Here is a 14322-nt window from a genome sequence, read left to right as displayed (position 1 = left end):
ACAAGATGGCGAAGATCCTTATGATAGACGATGATGCGATGGTGCTTAAACTTTATTCGGAGATATTATCGAAGGAGGGTTTCGAGGTCCTGACCTCCAGCGACGCGAAGGAAGGTTTCGACATGGCCGTATCACAGTCCCCGTCCCTCGTCCTCCTCGATATCATGATGCCGACGGTCGACGGGACGCGCGTGCACGAGGCCCTCTCGCAAAATGACAAAACAAAGGATATTCCTGTGGTATTCCTGACGGCGCTCGTTAGGGAAGAGGAGGTCGCGGCAAGCGGCTGGAAGATAGGCGGGCTGGATTACATATCCAAATCCACGCCTAAAGACAAATTCATCGCGCGGGTCAAGGATATCTTAGCCGGGAAAAAGTAGGGCTATACGACATGACGGCGGGATCCGGATTTAATGTTAAGATCGCTAGGAAGATCGAAGAGATCCCCGTCGGGGACTGGAATAAACTTATGCCGGCGGCGGGGGAGAACTATTTTTTCCTAAAAACCCTCGACGAATCGAAGATGCCGCAATTCTCGTTCTTTTACATCCTGGTTTATGACAAGGATATCCCGGTCGGGGCGACCAGCTGCTTCGTAATGAATTTCGGTCTGGATTTCGGCGTTACCGGAAAGCTCAAGGGGTTCGCCAGGTGCATCAAGAATATCTTCCCTTTTATTTTTAATCCGAGGATCCTGATCTGCGGCCTGCCTAACGGGCAGGGCAGGATAGGGATCGCCGCCGCGGAACCCGGGGTGGTGGTCAAGGCCATATGCGAAGGCATGGAACAGATAGCGAAGGAAGCAAAGGCGAAGGTCGTCGTATTTAAGGATTTCAGCTTCAGGTACAGGGATATCCTCGATAAATGCCTTGAAGACGGTTTTTTCAGGACCGCGTCCCTGCCTTTTACGGAGATGGATATTCGTTTCCGGGATTTTAACGGCTACCTCGGGACGCTAAGTTACGCGTCCAGGAGCGGGTTGAGGAGGAAGTTCAAGAAGATCGACGAGGAGGTCAAGTTCGACCTGGAAGTGAAGGGCAGGCTGGAAGAGGACGAATTGAAAGAGGCGTACGCCCTATACCTCCAGACGTTCGGCAGGAAAGAGGTGGGGCTCGAGAAAGTGCCGGTGGATTTTTTCAGGAACATATCGGGGAATATGCCCGAAGAGACGAAGTTTTTCTTATGGCGGACGGATAAGAAAATGGTCGCGTTCAGCTACTGCCTGGCATCCGGGGGCCGTTTCATCGATTATTTTCTCGGATTCGATTATTCGATCGCTTTCCGCTTCCATCTTTATTTTATAAGGTTCCGCGACCAGTTGGATTGGTGTATTAATAATAATATAAGGCTGTATGAATTCGGGACAACCGGGTATGAATCGAAGAGGAGGCTGGGTTTCAGGCTTGTCCCGTCGTATAATTACGTAAAGCACCGCAACAAGTTCCTGAACCCGGTCGTCAGGGTCTTCAGCCGGAACCTGGTGGAAAAATTATATAAGTTTTTTTCTAAGCGGAAAAAATAATGGTATCTATCAAGAAAAGCCCCGACGCGAGCGAACGGCTTTCGGTATTATCGAACGATTCCCGGTACGACCTCGCCTGCGCCTGCGGCACAAACGATGACGAGCACCGCCGCCGCTCTAAAGAAGGCAAATGGATATATCCGGTAGTGCTCCCTAACGGCGGCACGACATACCTTTTCAAGACCCTGCTTTCGAACGAGTGCGTCAATAACTGCAAATATTGCCCCCTAAGGGCCGGTTCCGATACGGAGCGCTGCTCTCTTAGCCCCGGCGAACTGGCCGCGTCTTTCATGTCTTATTATAATGCCAGGAGGGTCAGCGGGCTGTTCCTGAGCAGCGCGGTAACAGGCAGTCCGGACGCTACCATGGAACAGATCAACCGCTCCGCGCTTAACCTGCGCAGGATGCGGTTCAGGGGTTATATCCATTTAAAGATAATACCGGGCGCCTCCGAAGCGGCTATCAGGGAGAGCCTTTCGCTGGCTACGGCCGTATCTTTGAATATAGAGACGGCCGGCGAAAGCAACTTCAGGCATCTCAGCACGACCAAGGATTATATCCGCGACATCATCCGGCCGATAGAATTGATAAGCCGCCTCACCGCGAAAGGTTCTCCTTATGCGGGGATCAAGCAGACCACCCAATTTGTCGTCGGAGCTTCCGGGGAGACTGACAAGGAGATCATCGGCTATTCCTGGAAATTATACAGGGAGTTGGGCCTCAGCCGCGTCTATTTCAGCGCTTACCAGCGCGGCGCGGGTTCACCGGAACTCCCCGGCGAACGTTCGGACCTCACCAATAGCGACCTCCTGGCGCGGGAGCACCGCCTTTACCAGACGGATTGGCTCATCCGCAAGTACGGCTTCAGGGCGGACGAGATCCCCCTCGACCGGGACGGCAACCTCTCCCTAGGGACGGACCCGAAAGAGATGTGGGCGAAGTCGCATCCCGAATTTTTTCCAGTATATGTAAATAAAGATGACAAGGAGCGGCTGTTGCGCGTTCCCGGACTGGGACACGTGATGGTCGAAAAAATACTTTCATTGCGGAAAAACGGGTCGAGTATCCGTTCTATCGAAAACCTGGGAAGGCGCAGCAAACTCCTCGTCAAGGCCGGCCAATACCTCACCTTTTGACACCGGGCCATCAAAGTCCTTGTCATAACAAGGCATTATCCTCTATAATATCAAACATGAAGATGAAGACGATATTGATAGCCGCCGTTTTTATCTTCCTGGGCGCATGTCTATTTATCGCGTACGGGAATTATGCCGGTTCCCCGGAGAGGGTATTCTCAAGGGCCAGGGAGAAGGCATGGCTGGGGCTTAAGAATGACCTGCAGAATAAAGTCGCGCATTTTAAAGGCACGGTCGGCCTTGTGATAAAGGACCTGGATACAGGCCGTGAGATCGACCTCAACAAAAATACCCCCATACCCTCCGCGAGCCTGGTCAAGATCCCCATCATGCTCTCCTGTTTTTACGCCGCGCAGGACGGGAAGATACATTTAAACGACTCTGTGAGGCTCAGATACGCCGACAGGGTAGGCGGATCGAAAGTATTGGGCAACAAGCCGGTCGGCTCGGTCTTTACCGTAGAGGAATTGTTCCATCCCATGATAACTCAGAGCGATAACTCCGCCGCGAACGTCATTATCGATTTCATGGGGTTCGACACCTTGAACTCGTATTTCAGGAAAATGGGCTTAAGGGACACCAATTTGGCGCGAAAGATGATGGATTTCAAGGAGAGGAGGGCGGGCGAGGAGAACTATACGACCGCGGCGGATATGGCCGGCCTCCTGGAGGAATTGTATCGTAAGGAATTTTTAAGCGATGAGATATCCGGCAAATGCCTCGAGTTACTGGGACAGCAGAAGATAAACGACAGGATCCCCAAAAAGCTTCCCAGGGACGGTACGTCGATCGCACATAAGACGGGCCTGGAAAGGCATATCTGCCACGATGTGGGGATCGTATTCACCGATAACGGCGATTTCCTGATATGCGTCCTGGTCAAACACGAGAACAGGTTCGCGATGCCCGCGAAGAAACTTATTTCGGATATCGCGTTATTGACGTATAATTATTACCATAAGTTTTAAAAAAAGTAGAGATGCCTACCCGGACTGGCGATAAGAAATATATTAAAAGCGGAAGCCTGATAAAACTATTTTAAGATCAAACATAAGGAGGTAGTCTAGATGTCACTGTTTCAGGGGGTCGTAAGCGGCGGTTTTGCCATATTCATCCTTGTCGGATGCTCTATCCTGTCGCTTGCGATAATAATAGAAAGGTGTTCTTACTACCGGAGCAGGTCCAAGGTAAAGAGAAGGGACTTTATGGATGAGATAAGCGCGGAATTGAAGAGGGACCGACTCATGAACGCTCTGGATATCTGCGAAAACACCAAGACCCCTTTCTCCGGCGTCGTCCATGCCGGACTGAAGCTCTTCGGACACAATGAGTCCGTGATATCAAACGCGATGGAGAGGGAAGTGACGATAGAGACCACCAAATTGGAGCAATATACCAGCGTGGTCGGCACGATCGCAAGCACCGCCGTTTATATCGGCCTCTTTGGGACCGTCCTGGGTATAATAAGGGCTTTCCACGATATCGCCCAAAGCGCCGGTTCCGGCGGGATAAACGTCGTCATTAACGGCATAGCCGAGGCGCTGATATGCACGGCGGCCGGCCTCTGCGTCGCCGTCCCGGCAGTCATCGCGTATAATTATTTCATCAAGAGGATAGATAAGTTCGTCGTAGATATGGAATTGTGCGTTTCCGAAACCATGGACCTGATCGCCACCAAACACAGATGAAAAGAGAATCCAGAAGGCAAAGGCTGGTCGCGGAGATAAATATAACGCCCTTCACCGACGTTATCCTCGTCCTGCTGGTCATATTCATGATAGCGACCCCGCTGATATCCCAGACAGGCCTCGATATTAAACTTCCCGGGGCCAAGAGCGGACAGCCCCTCGAGGCGCCGAAGAAGACGCAGGTATATGTCAGCATAATGAAAGACGGCTCGACCTATGTCGACCAGGACCGGGTGACGAAAAAGGAATTGAGGGCGAAGATAGACGCCATGCACAGGAAGACCCCGGATATAAGCGTCGTCGTCCATTCGGACAGGCTGACGCCGTTCAAGGATGTGGTCAGCGTCCTCGACGTCTTGAACGAACTGGGCGTGAACAAACTGAGCATAGGGGCGATAAGCGAAAGAGAGGCCGATAGATAAATAGGATTCCCTTATAATTATTTTATGAGGCCCATGAGGTTATTTACGAGTTTAGTCCTGCTGTTATGCCTTGGTTGCTTTTCACCGTATTCCTATGCAATGCCCAAATTTTTTTTAAGATCCGACCGGTCCTCCCCTCCGACGCTCCTTTATCCAACGACAAACGACATCAACCTTGAGGGAAAAGATCTCCTTGTCTTCCGGTGGGAGACGACCGATATTGCCGAGACCGACCATTACGAGTTAAGGTTGTATAACGGTTATGACACCACTGTCACAGGGCTTATAATGAAACACAATATCTCCACCACTCCCGCAAAAATCCCGGCCGCTACATTCAGTGAAGGCCGGGTCTATACATGGAGCTTAAGGCAGGTATTCAGGGACGGCAAAAAGAGCGATTATAGTTACGGCTCATTCAGGGTCATAAAAAAATAATACCGGAAAGGAGCAAAATGAAAAAATTACTGCACATAATAGCCACGCCTAGAGGGGAAGAATCCAGGACATTGGCGGTATCCGGCGCCTTCCTTGAGGCCTTCAAGACAGGCCATCCCGACTGGACGGTGGAGGAACTGGACCTTTCGAAGGAGGACCTTCCCTCGCTTACATTAAAGAGGGTAGACGGTAAATATGTCCTCTTGTCGGGCAAGGACCTCACCGGAGACCTGAAGGAGGCCTGGGAAGAGATAGTCAGGCATATCGAGCGGTTTATGTCGGCGGACCGCTACCTGATAAGCACGCCGATGTGGAATTTCAGCGTCCCGTACACGCTCAAGCATTATATCGATGTCATAGTCCAGCCGAAGTACCTCTTCCGTTATACGGCTACCGGCCCTGAGGGGCTGGTGAAGAACAAAAAGATGGTCGTTGTCGCCAGCAGAGGAGGCGATTACAGCTCCAAGGAGATGCGCGCCGCCGATTTCCAGGAGCCCTATCTCCGTAGAATATTCGGGTTATGCGGAATCACGGATATCACGTTTGTCGTCGCCCAGCCCATGGATATGGGGCCCGAGCTGCAGAAACAGAAGATAAGCGAAGCGCAGCAGGCCGCCCGCAAACAGGCAGCGGATTAATGCCCCGTGACGGCGATCATAATAACAGAATAGCGTATTTCGGAAATTCTGCTATAATATGACACATGAAGAAATTAGTCCTTGTGACCGGTTCTGCCGGTCTCGTAGGTTCGGAGTGTGTCAGATTTTTTTCTCACAAGGGTTTCGGCGTCATCGGCGTCGACAACAACATGAGAAAGAAATTCTTCGGCGACGCGGGTTCGGTGGAATGGAACAAAGACCTTCTCCTCAAGACCGCCCCGGATTACGTCCATCATGACTTCGATATACGGGATAAGTCCGCTGTCGAAGGCCTTTTCGCGAAATATGATTTTGACCTTATAATCCACGCCGCGGCCCAGCCCTCGCATGACTGGGCGGCCAGGGAACCTTCCACAGATTTCGACATTAACGCCGGGGGGACGCAGGCCCTCCTGGAAAATTTCAGGCTGCGCGCCCCAAAGGCGGTCTTCATCTTCCTTTCGACGAACAAGGTCTACGGGGACAATCCCAACAGGCTTCCCCTGGTGGAGCTCGGGAAGAGGTTCGAGCTGCCCGAGGACCACAAATTTTTCGGCGGTATAGACGAATCCTTCAGCATAGATAACTGCCTTCACAGCCTCTTCGGCGCCTCAAAGGCCGCCGCCGATATACTCGTCCAGGAATACGGCAGGTATTTCGGCCTCAAGACCGCGGCATTCAGGTGCGGCTGCATAACCGGGCCGTATCATTCCGGGGCCGAGCTTCACGGTTTCTTGTCCTACCTGGTGAAATGCTGCGTCTCCGGGAAGAAGTACACCATCTTCGGCTATAAGGGAAAACAGGTGCGCGATAACGTACATTCCCGCGACCTCGTCGAGGCCTTCCATCAATTCTATCTAAAACCCCGCCCCGGAGAGGTCTATAATATGGGCGGGGGCAGGGGCGCCAGCGTTTCTGTCCTTGAGGCGATAGAGCTTTGCGAGGAGGTCTCCGGCAGAAAGATGTCTTACGATTACGTCGACCGGAACAGGATAGGGGACCACATATGGTGGATATCCGGACTCTCAAAATTCAAGTCCCATTATCCCGGATGGAAGATCTCCTGCGATGCCCGCGGCCTGATCGGGGACATATTTAAACAACAGAAAGAATTATCCGGAAATAAATGAAAAGATACAGGGTCTTTAATATTTTTTTCTGGTCGGCCGTCTCTATAGCAGTCATAGTAACAGGCATCTCGCTTTCCATGAGGGGCGGCAGGGACCTGAAGGTGGGGTTGTATGGGGTCAACCAGGTATTGCACGGCAAGTCGCCGTATGATAATATTTCCGACGTAAACCGTCCGCTCTTCCGTTACGCGCCGGGGATGACGATACTCCAATATCCCTTTATGCTGGGAAGCGAAATGGCCGAATTCTCGGCCGCGGAACCCTTGACTTTCAAAGGCATGCTGCCCTCCATATTCGCATGGTACCTGGCCGAGCTCGCCGCGGTAGCGCTCAGCGGGTTGATATTGCTCCGGCTCATCCAGTCGCGGACTAAAGAGGAGGGCTTGCTGAACCTGAAGATAAGCCTCCTCTTGGCTTTGCCTTTCCTGTTATATGAATTGTCCAACAGCCAGAACAAGCTCGTCGCCCTATTTTTCCTTCTGACGGCGCTTTTATTGTTCAAGGAAAAAAGGATGTTCTTTTCGGCCGTCTACTTCTGCCTCGCCCTGACCGTATACAGCCCTTTGCTGGTCTTTATCCTTTATTTTGTCTTAAAAAGCAGGGGAAGGTTCATCCTTGGCTTCATCGCGGGCTTTTTTGTCATTTTTTTCCTGGTCCCTTCCGCGGTATTCGGCATAGGATTCAATAACTACCTGCTGGGAGAATGGTTCGACCGCGCCATCAAGCCGTTCTCTGCCGCGGCCTCTTACGTAAACTACCTCGACCTGAGGGTAAGTAACCAATCGCTTCCCGGGGCCGTCGGAAGGCTATTGGCGCCGGGCGGGACCAATAATTTCCGTTATCTCGTTTCTCCGGAAATGATCCACCTGCTCATCAGGGGCCTTTCGGCGGTGATCGTCCTGTTGTCATGCGTCGCGGCCTGGAAAAACCGGGAAGAGGCCTCGCAGGGACTGCTCTATCCGGTCTTTTTGATGCTCGCACTTTTACTCCCCCAGTATTGCATTTATTACACCTGGGGTTGGACGTTTGTCATTTATTTCGCCGTCCTTAACTATGCCGGGCGCGCGGAAACCCCGCCTGCCGGGAAAAAATTCCTGCTTGCGGCCGCTTCGGCCTTATTTATTTCCACCTGCCTGGTGTTCGTGCCTGTTTTCAAAAGTATTTCCCTTATTTCGTGGGCCACCCTGGCCTTGTGGGCGGCGACGATACGTGTCCTTATCGGGCAGGCCCCGCGGCTTAAGAAGGCCGGTCCGCGATGAAGGGCAACCTCTCAGCTGTCTTGATCGCCCATAATGAAGAAGAGAATATCGGCGGTATGCTTGAAGGCCTGCTGGGTAATTACCGCGATGAACTGCTCGAGATCATCGTGGTCAGCGATTCCAGCACGGACGGGACATCGGATGTCGTCCGCGACTGGATGGGCCGCGACAGCAAAGTCAGGCTGATAGAAAAAGGCCGGCCGAGCGGGGCCGGGCTCGCGTTAAAGACCGGTTTCAGGAACGTCAGCCCCAAGGCCGATTATGTCCTTACGATGGATTCGGATTTTATAGAGAATATCGGGGAGGTGCGGTCGCTTATCGCGGCGGCGGAGCGGGAAGGGTTCGACGGGGCGATAGGCTCGCGGTATATGGAAGGCGGGAAGCTGGTCAATTATCCGCCCATGAAGAAGATAATGAACCGCTCGTTCCATTTTATCGTCAGGGCGCTCTTCAATATAAGGCAGAAAGACCTCACCAATAATTTTAAACTTTATAAGGCGGAGATAATACGCGGCCTGCCGTGGAGGAGCGATGATTTCGCCATAAACGCGGAGACGGGCATATTCCCCATCGTTGCGGGATATAATATCGCGGAAGTCCCGGTATCATGGATACAGAGGGGGGCCGGGATGGGAAAGTCAAAGTTCCGCCTTTTCGCGGTGGGCTGGAGCTACATCAAAGTCATCGGTTATGCCCGGGGGCTTTCAATAAGGAAAAAGACTTCCTGAGCGATTCGACAAATATTATTATCACAAGCGCCAGCATTATGATCGAAAACCCCGCGTTAAGGTTCCCCTGGAAGGTATGTTTCGGAAGGTAATTTATTATGATATTTTCTATCCCCGCCCAAAAAGTCGTTGCGAACATGAACAGCGACGGCAGGAAAGTTATCAGGCAGTAGTATTTTTTTCTTGAATGTCTCAGGATGAATACGGTGCCGATGCAGAGCGCCAGCGTCGCCAAAAGCTGGTTCGCCACTCCGAACATCGGCCAGATGGTCGATATATCCCCGTTATAAACCAGGTACCCCCACAGGGAACTTATGACGGCCCCGCTTAAAATCATGCTTAAGAGGCGGTTTCCCTTGCCCGCCCTCGGGTTCACGAACTTTGTCATCTCCTGCACTATGTAGCGGGCGACGCGCGTCCCCGTGTCGACCGTCGTCAGGATAAATAATGCCTCGAACATTATGGCGAAGTGGTACCAGTAGCCCATCAGATGCTTCATGCCTTTTATCGAGGAGAGGATAAGAGACATCCCGGCGGCGAGGGATACGGCCCCGCCCGGCCTGCCGGCCAGGGTCTCGCCGGTCATTTGCTCTATCCCTTTTAAGTCCGTGATATTCAATCCCAGTTTGGCGAATACGTCCGGCGGGACGTTTATGGCGAAATAATCCCCGGGCAGCATGACCGTCGCGGCGATCAACGCCATTATCGATACGACCGCCTCGACCAGCATCGCTCCAAAACTTATAAAACGTATATCCGACTCATTATTTATCATTTTCGGGGTGGTGCCAGAGGCGATGAGGCTGTGGAACCCGCTTATCGCGCCGCAGGCGATCGTGATGCAGACGAACGGCCAGACCTTTCCGGGTATTATCGGCCCGCCGCCGTGAATATACGGGGTGAGGGCCGGCATCCGGATCACCGGGTTCACCAGGAATATCCCGGCGACGAGGAGCCCTATCGTGCCGATCTTCATATACGAGCTCAGGTAATCCCGCGGGCAGAGGAGGAGCCAGACCGGAAGGGTGGACGCGATGAATCCGTAGATCGGGAGTATGACCGAAAGCGCTGGTCTTGAGAGCAGGAAATAATTCCCGAACGCGGTCTTAGAGAGCGGCTCGCCAAAGACGACGCCCAATATGACTATCGTCACGCCGATGAGCGAGGCCTCGACTATCCTGCCCGGCCTTATCTTATACATATAGAGCGCCACAAGGAGCGCGGCCGGGATGGTCATCGCTATCGTAAAGGTGGCCCACGAGCTTTCGCTCAGCGCGTTTACCACCACGAGCGCTAGGCCCGCAAGCGCTGTAACTATTATGAACAGGATGGATATGCCGGTCGCGATGCCGGCGGTCGAACCTATATGTTTTTTCGCGAGGCGGGTCAGGGATTGGCCTTTCATCCTGACCGAAGCGAAGAGTATGACCATGTCATGCACCGCGCCTCCGAGGACCGCGCCGATAAGTATCCACAGGAACCCGGGAAGGAACCCGAACTGCGCGGCCAGGACCGGCCCGACGAGCGGCCCGGCGCCGGATATCGCCGCGAAGTGATGGCCGAAAAGGACAAACTTATTTGTCGGATGGTAATCTTTGCCGTCGCGGAGGGTGTGGGCGGGAGTGGGCCTGGACGGGTCGAACACCAGGACCTTCGTGATTATGAATTTCGCGTAAAACCTGTAAGCGAGCGCGAATATTAAAAGACTGGTTATGATAAGGGTTAGTGCGTGCATTAGTTATCGGCATTATTATACCCCGATCCCTTTCCAAAGTAAAATTATTATGATAGAGTTTTCTTGATATAACCGCTTTATATGCGTATAATATTTTACTAAACCGGCGGAGGCGGCAAGACCCTATGGTAAATAACCAATTCTTCTTCGGGAGTTTTCGTTCGAAGATCACGGTGGCGCTCGTCCTTTCACTGTTTTTGGTGGCCGCGATCAGCAGCCTGCTCTTATACCAATTCAGCTATAGAGCGCAATTCGAACAGTTCAGGGAACACCTCAAGATGGTCGCGCAGACGGCGGCCTTTACCGTGGATCCCGATCTCCTTATGCAGGTTCCGCTTGACCGCGACGGCGTAAAAAGCTCGCAATACAATACTATTGCCGAAAAATTATCGCAGATAAAAAAAGCGAACCCCCAGATACTTTTCATATACACCATGGACCGGACCGACAAGGGCGTATGGCAGTTTATAGTTGATCCCGAACCCAGGGTCCAGACCAAGGGGGAGTCGGGAGCGACCTCGTACCCGGGGGATAAGTATGACGCCTCGAGGTTCCCCGAGATGTTAAAAGCGTTATCGGGCCCTTCCGCCGATAGTAAACTCATGATCGATGAATGGGGGGCCACCCTCTCGGGCTACGCTCCTATCCGCGGCAAGGACGGCAAGACGGTAGCCATACTCGGGATAGATATCAGCGCGCAAAATGTTTACGGGACACAGAGGGAACTCTTACGGCGCGCTATTTTGGTATTGGGCGCTGGCATGCTGATCTCCATAGCCTTAGGGCTCCTGGTCTCAAAGAGGGCGACCGATCCGGTCAAAGAACTCGAGGAAGCTACCAGGCACTTCGGGGCGGGAGACCTCCAATACAGGGTCCACATTAAAGGAAGAGATGAGATCGGCAGGTTGGGCGAGTCCTTTAATAAAATGGCAGAAAGCCTCGTCGCGTCAAAAGAGGCCTTACGGGATTATTTCTACCGCATCGTCCAATCGTTAGTGCGCGGCCTCGAGGCGAAAGACAGTTACACGAGCGGCCACTCTGACAGGGTCTCCGAGTATTCGCGCGCGCTCGCCCTCGAGATGGGGCTTTCCGTAAAAGACGCCGACATGCTGAAAGAAGTGGCCGAGCTCCATGATATAGGAAAATTAGGCATCGACGAGAGGGTATTGAACAAGGTGGAAAAACTGACCGATGAAGAATGGAGGACGGTCAAACAACATCCGGTTACGGGAGAGGAGATATTGGGACCGGTCTTCCTGGATAAGCGCATGCTTTCTATCGTCAGGTCACATCACGAACGATACGACGGCTCGGGTTATCCGGACGGCCTTAAAGGCGGTGAGATAGATATGTTAGCCCAGATCGTCTCGGTCGCCGACGCTTATGACGCCATGACCACTACCCGCGCCTACAGGGGCCCGTTGACTAAACAGGTTGCCATAGAAGAATTAAAGAAGCACAGCGGGACGCAGTTCAACCCGCTCTTAGTCGATGCCTTCCTCAGAGTGTTGGGCAGGGAAGGGAAGGATGCTTGAGCATGATCTTAAGAGGAGGAGACCAATAAAGTGTTCAGAGAAAAGATAAAGGTGCTGGACTGCACGATAAGGGACGGCGGGCTCATAAATAAGCACGACTTCGACTTCAAGTTCGTCCGCGCGGTCTATAAGGCGCTCTCGGAAGCCAAGATAGATTATATGGAGATAGGATATAAGAACTCAAAGAAACTCTTTTCGGAAAAAGAATACGGCCAATGGAAATTCTGCGACGATGAGCATATAAAGAAGGTCATCGACGGCATCGAATCGCAGACGAAGATCTCGGTCATGGTCGATGTCGACCGCGTCGATGTAGAGGACGTGAAACCGCGGAAGGAGAGCCCGGTGTCGATGATCCGCGTAGCGTGTTATGTCAAGGACATAGACAAGGCCATATTCCTCGTCAACCAATTCGCGGAAAAGGGCTACGAGACCACGGTCAACATCATGGCGATATCGAAGGCCATGGATACCGAGCTAACCGAGGCCTTCCACCAGCTTGAGGAGGAATGCAAGGCGAACGTGATCTACCTGGTCGACAGTTACGGCTCCCTGTACCAAGAGTCGACCGAATACCTCGTGAAGAAAGCCAAGAGCATAATAAAGAGCAAGGAGATAGGCATACACGCCCACAATAACCAGCAGCTCGCTTTCGGCAACACGATAGAGGCGATAATCCACAACGCGAATTATGTCGACGGGACGGTCTATGGCCTGGGAAGGGCCGCCGGCAACTGCCCGCTCGAACTCATACTCGGGTTCCTGAAGAACCCGAAATTTGATATACGCCCGGTGCTCGACCTCATATCGAAAGAGTTCATCCCGTTAAGGGAAAAGATGGAATGGGGCTACATCATACCGTACGCGATAACGGGTATCCTTGACGAGCACCCCCGCGCCGCGATGGCCCTGCGCGGAAGCGACAAAAAAGAGGATTACAGGGAGTTCTACGAGAGCCTGATAGGAAGCGGAGAGACCCAGTAAAGGAGGGATCACAAATGTCGAAAAGGACGATCGCCGGATACGTATTAATTGCCCTGCTTATTTTGACCGCGACGGATCTTTTTGCCTCAAACCTGTTTATCAACAAAGAGCAGAGGAAAGCCAACCGCGAAACCGAAATGCAGGAATTACAGAAACAATTCCAATGGTGGCCTACCGACGCTCAACCGGCTCCCATAAAGGACGCGGATATGGGCGGATACTGGTGGTGGCCGAAGGAGCCCGGCACTGCTGCGTCCGGCACGACCTCGCTGTGGGGGAACAGGGGTTACATATACATGTATAAGATAATATTCGATTATAAATCGGAAGAATTGCCTGCCCCCAAGCCGCAGGAATTGAGGCCGTCGCTGCTCATCAAGAACATAAAAAAGAACGTCAAGATCTACTTTGATTATAACAAATCCTATTTGCGCGTTGACGTCAAGAAGATCCTCGATGAGGCCGTCTGGACTTTAAAGCATAATCCCGACTGCAGCATCCTTATAACCGGTAACTGCGACATCCGCGGGACGGAAAAATACAATCAAAAACTCGGAAGGCAGCGCGCCGACGCGGTGAAGGATTTCATGCTCAAGAACGGCATACCTGACGGCCGTATCAAGATAGTTAGCCGCGGAAAACTCGACGCCATCGCGCCGGTAACCGACCTGATCGGGATGCAGAAAGACCGCAACGCCCAGTTCATGATAGCCGAGGTCGAGGAGGTAATGATCCCGGCCCCGGGCGAGGCGCAGCTCGAACAGGCCACGAAGGTAGAAGAGGGGAAATATGTCATCGAGGAAGAGAAGAACGTCGAGAGCAAGATAAAGGTCTCCAAAAGAGAGTATGTAGTGCAGAAAGGCGATACTCTTTCTTCCATCGCGAAGAAGGAACTCGGGAATCCCGCGAAGTGGAAATATCTTTACGAGATCAACAAAGACAGGATAAGCAGTCCGAATAAGCTCAGGACCGGGACCAAAATTATCATCCCTAAAGAATAATTTCGGTGACAGCTTGTCCTATAGCAATTTGATTGCGGAGGATATACTTAATTATCGGGAAATAAGTATACTGTCACCTTAATTCCTTATAGGATGAATTTGGGGT

The 14322-nt window shown here is 52.3% G+C and carries 15 protein-coding genes; 14 read left to right on the top strand and 1 reads right to left on the bottom strand.

Annotation, left to right across the window (positions count from 1 at the left end; genetic code table 11):
* Positions 1-5: 5 nt before the first annotated feature.
* From PHO67_07435 to PHO67_07385, 11 genes are all read left to right on the top strand, one after another.
* Entirely contained in the window at positions 6-380 is a 375-nt protein-coding gene (locus PHO67_07435) for a response regulator (protein ID MDD5546963.1), read from the top strand.
* An 11-nt stretch (positions 381-391) separates the two neighbouring features.
* The gene (locus tag PHO67_07430) at positions 392-1522 is read left to right on the top strand and encodes a GNAT family N-acetyltransferase (GenBank protein MDD5546962.1); all 1131 of its coding nucleotides are present in this window, start codon (positions 392-394) and stop codon (positions 1520-1522) included.
* Entirely contained in the window at positions 1522-2658 is a 1137-nt protein-coding gene (locus PHO67_07425; protein ID MDD5546961.1) for a radical SAM protein, read from the top strand. Before PHO67_07430 ends, PHO67_07425 begins: the two co-directional genes overlap by 1 nt.
* A 56-nt stretch (positions 2659-2714) precedes the next feature.
* Entirely contained in the window at positions 2715-3626 is a 912-nt protein-coding gene (locus PHO67_07420) for a class A beta-lactamase-related serine hydrolase (GenBank protein ID MDD5546960.1), read from the top strand.
* A gap of 99 nt (positions 3627-3725) precedes the next feature.
* Complete coding sequence (locus tag PHO67_07415) at positions 3726-4346, top strand: MotA/TolQ/ExbB proton channel family protein (GenBank protein MDD5546959.1); 621 nt, start codon at positions 3726-3728, stop codon at positions 4344-4346.
* Positions 4343-4768 (top strand): biopolymer transporter ExbD, encoded by a 426-nt coding sequence (locus PHO67_07410; protein MDD5546958.1) that lies wholly within the window; start codon positions 4343-4345, stop codon positions 4766-4768. Before PHO67_07415 ends, PHO67_07410 begins: the two co-directional genes overlap by 4 nt.
* A gap of 99 nt (positions 4769-4867) precedes the next feature.
* Positions 4868-5206 carry a hypothetical protein gene (locus tag PHO67_07405; GenBank protein MDD5546957.1) on the top strand — a complete coding sequence of 113 codons (339 nt, stop codon included), beginning with the start codon at positions 4868-4870 and terminating at the stop codon, positions 5204-5206.
* Positions 5207-5223: 17 nt separating this feature from the next.
* Positions 5224-5844 carry an NAD(P)H-dependent oxidoreductase gene (locus tag PHO67_07400; GenBank protein MDD5546956.1) on the top strand — a complete coding sequence of 207 codons (621 nt, stop codon included), beginning with the start codon at positions 5224-5226 and terminating at the stop codon, positions 5842-5844.
* 65 nt (positions 5845-5909) lie between these two features.
* On the top strand, positions 5910-6974 hold the full coding sequence (locus tag PHO67_07395; GenBank protein MDD5546955.1) for an NAD-dependent epimerase/dehydratase family protein: 1065 nt from the start codon (positions 5910-5912) through the stop codon (positions 6972-6974).
* Positions 6971-8233 carry a glycosyltransferase 87 family protein gene (locus tag PHO67_07390; protein ID MDD5546954.1) on the top strand — a complete coding sequence of 421 codons (1263 nt, stop codon included), beginning with the start codon at positions 6971-6973 and terminating at the stop codon, positions 8231-8233. The genes PHO67_07395 and PHO67_07390 overlap by 4 nt, the downstream gene beginning before the upstream one ends.
* The gene (locus PHO67_07385; GenBank protein MDD5546953.1) at positions 8230-8961 is read left to right on the top strand and encodes a glycosyltransferase; all 732 of its coding nucleotides are present in this window, start codon (positions 8230-8232) and stop codon (positions 8959-8961) included. Before PHO67_07390 ends, PHO67_07385 begins: the two co-directional genes overlap by 4 nt.
* Here the strand turns inward: PHO67_07385 and PHO67_07380 are convergent.
* The gene (locus PHO67_07380; GenBank protein MDD5546952.1) at positions 8915-10696 is read right to left on the bottom strand and encodes a carbon starvation protein A; all 1782 of its coding nucleotides are present in this window, start codon (positions 10694-10696) and stop codon (positions 8915-8917) included. The genes PHO67_07385 and PHO67_07380 overlap by 47 nt on opposite strands.
* A gap of 125 nt (positions 10697-10821) precedes the next feature.
* Here PHO67_07380 and PHO67_07375 point away from each other — a divergent pair, with 125 nt between their 5' ends.
* From PHO67_07375 to PHO67_07365, 3 genes are read left to right on the top strand one after another with little or no spacing between them, the layout of a single operon-like run.
* Positions 10822-12231, top strand: coding sequence for an HD domain-containing protein (locus PHO67_07375; GenBank protein ID MDD5546951.1), 1410 nt, complete (start codon positions 10822-10824; stop codon positions 12229-12231).
* A 30-nt stretch (positions 12232-12261) separates the two neighbouring features.
* Positions 12262-13215 carry an aldolase catalytic domain-containing protein gene (locus PHO67_07370; GenBank protein ID MDD5546950.1) on the top strand — a complete coding sequence of 318 codons (954 nt, stop codon included), beginning with the start codon at positions 12262-12264 and terminating at the stop codon, positions 13213-13215.
* A 14-nt stretch (positions 13216-13229) separates the two neighbouring features.
* Entirely contained in the window at positions 13230-14216 is a 987-nt protein-coding gene (locus PHO67_07365; GenBank protein ID MDD5546949.1) for an OmpA family protein, read from the top strand.
* The last annotated feature ends 106 nt before the right edge of the window (positions 14217-14322 follow it).

Source organism: Candidatus Omnitrophota bacterium (assembly GCA_028716565.1).
GTDB lineage: Bacteria > Omnitrophota > Gorgyraeia > Pluralincolimonadales > Pluralincolimonadaceae > Pluralincolimonas.
Note: the sequence above shows the minus strand (reverse complement) of the source record. Positions and strands in the feature narration are given on the sequence as shown.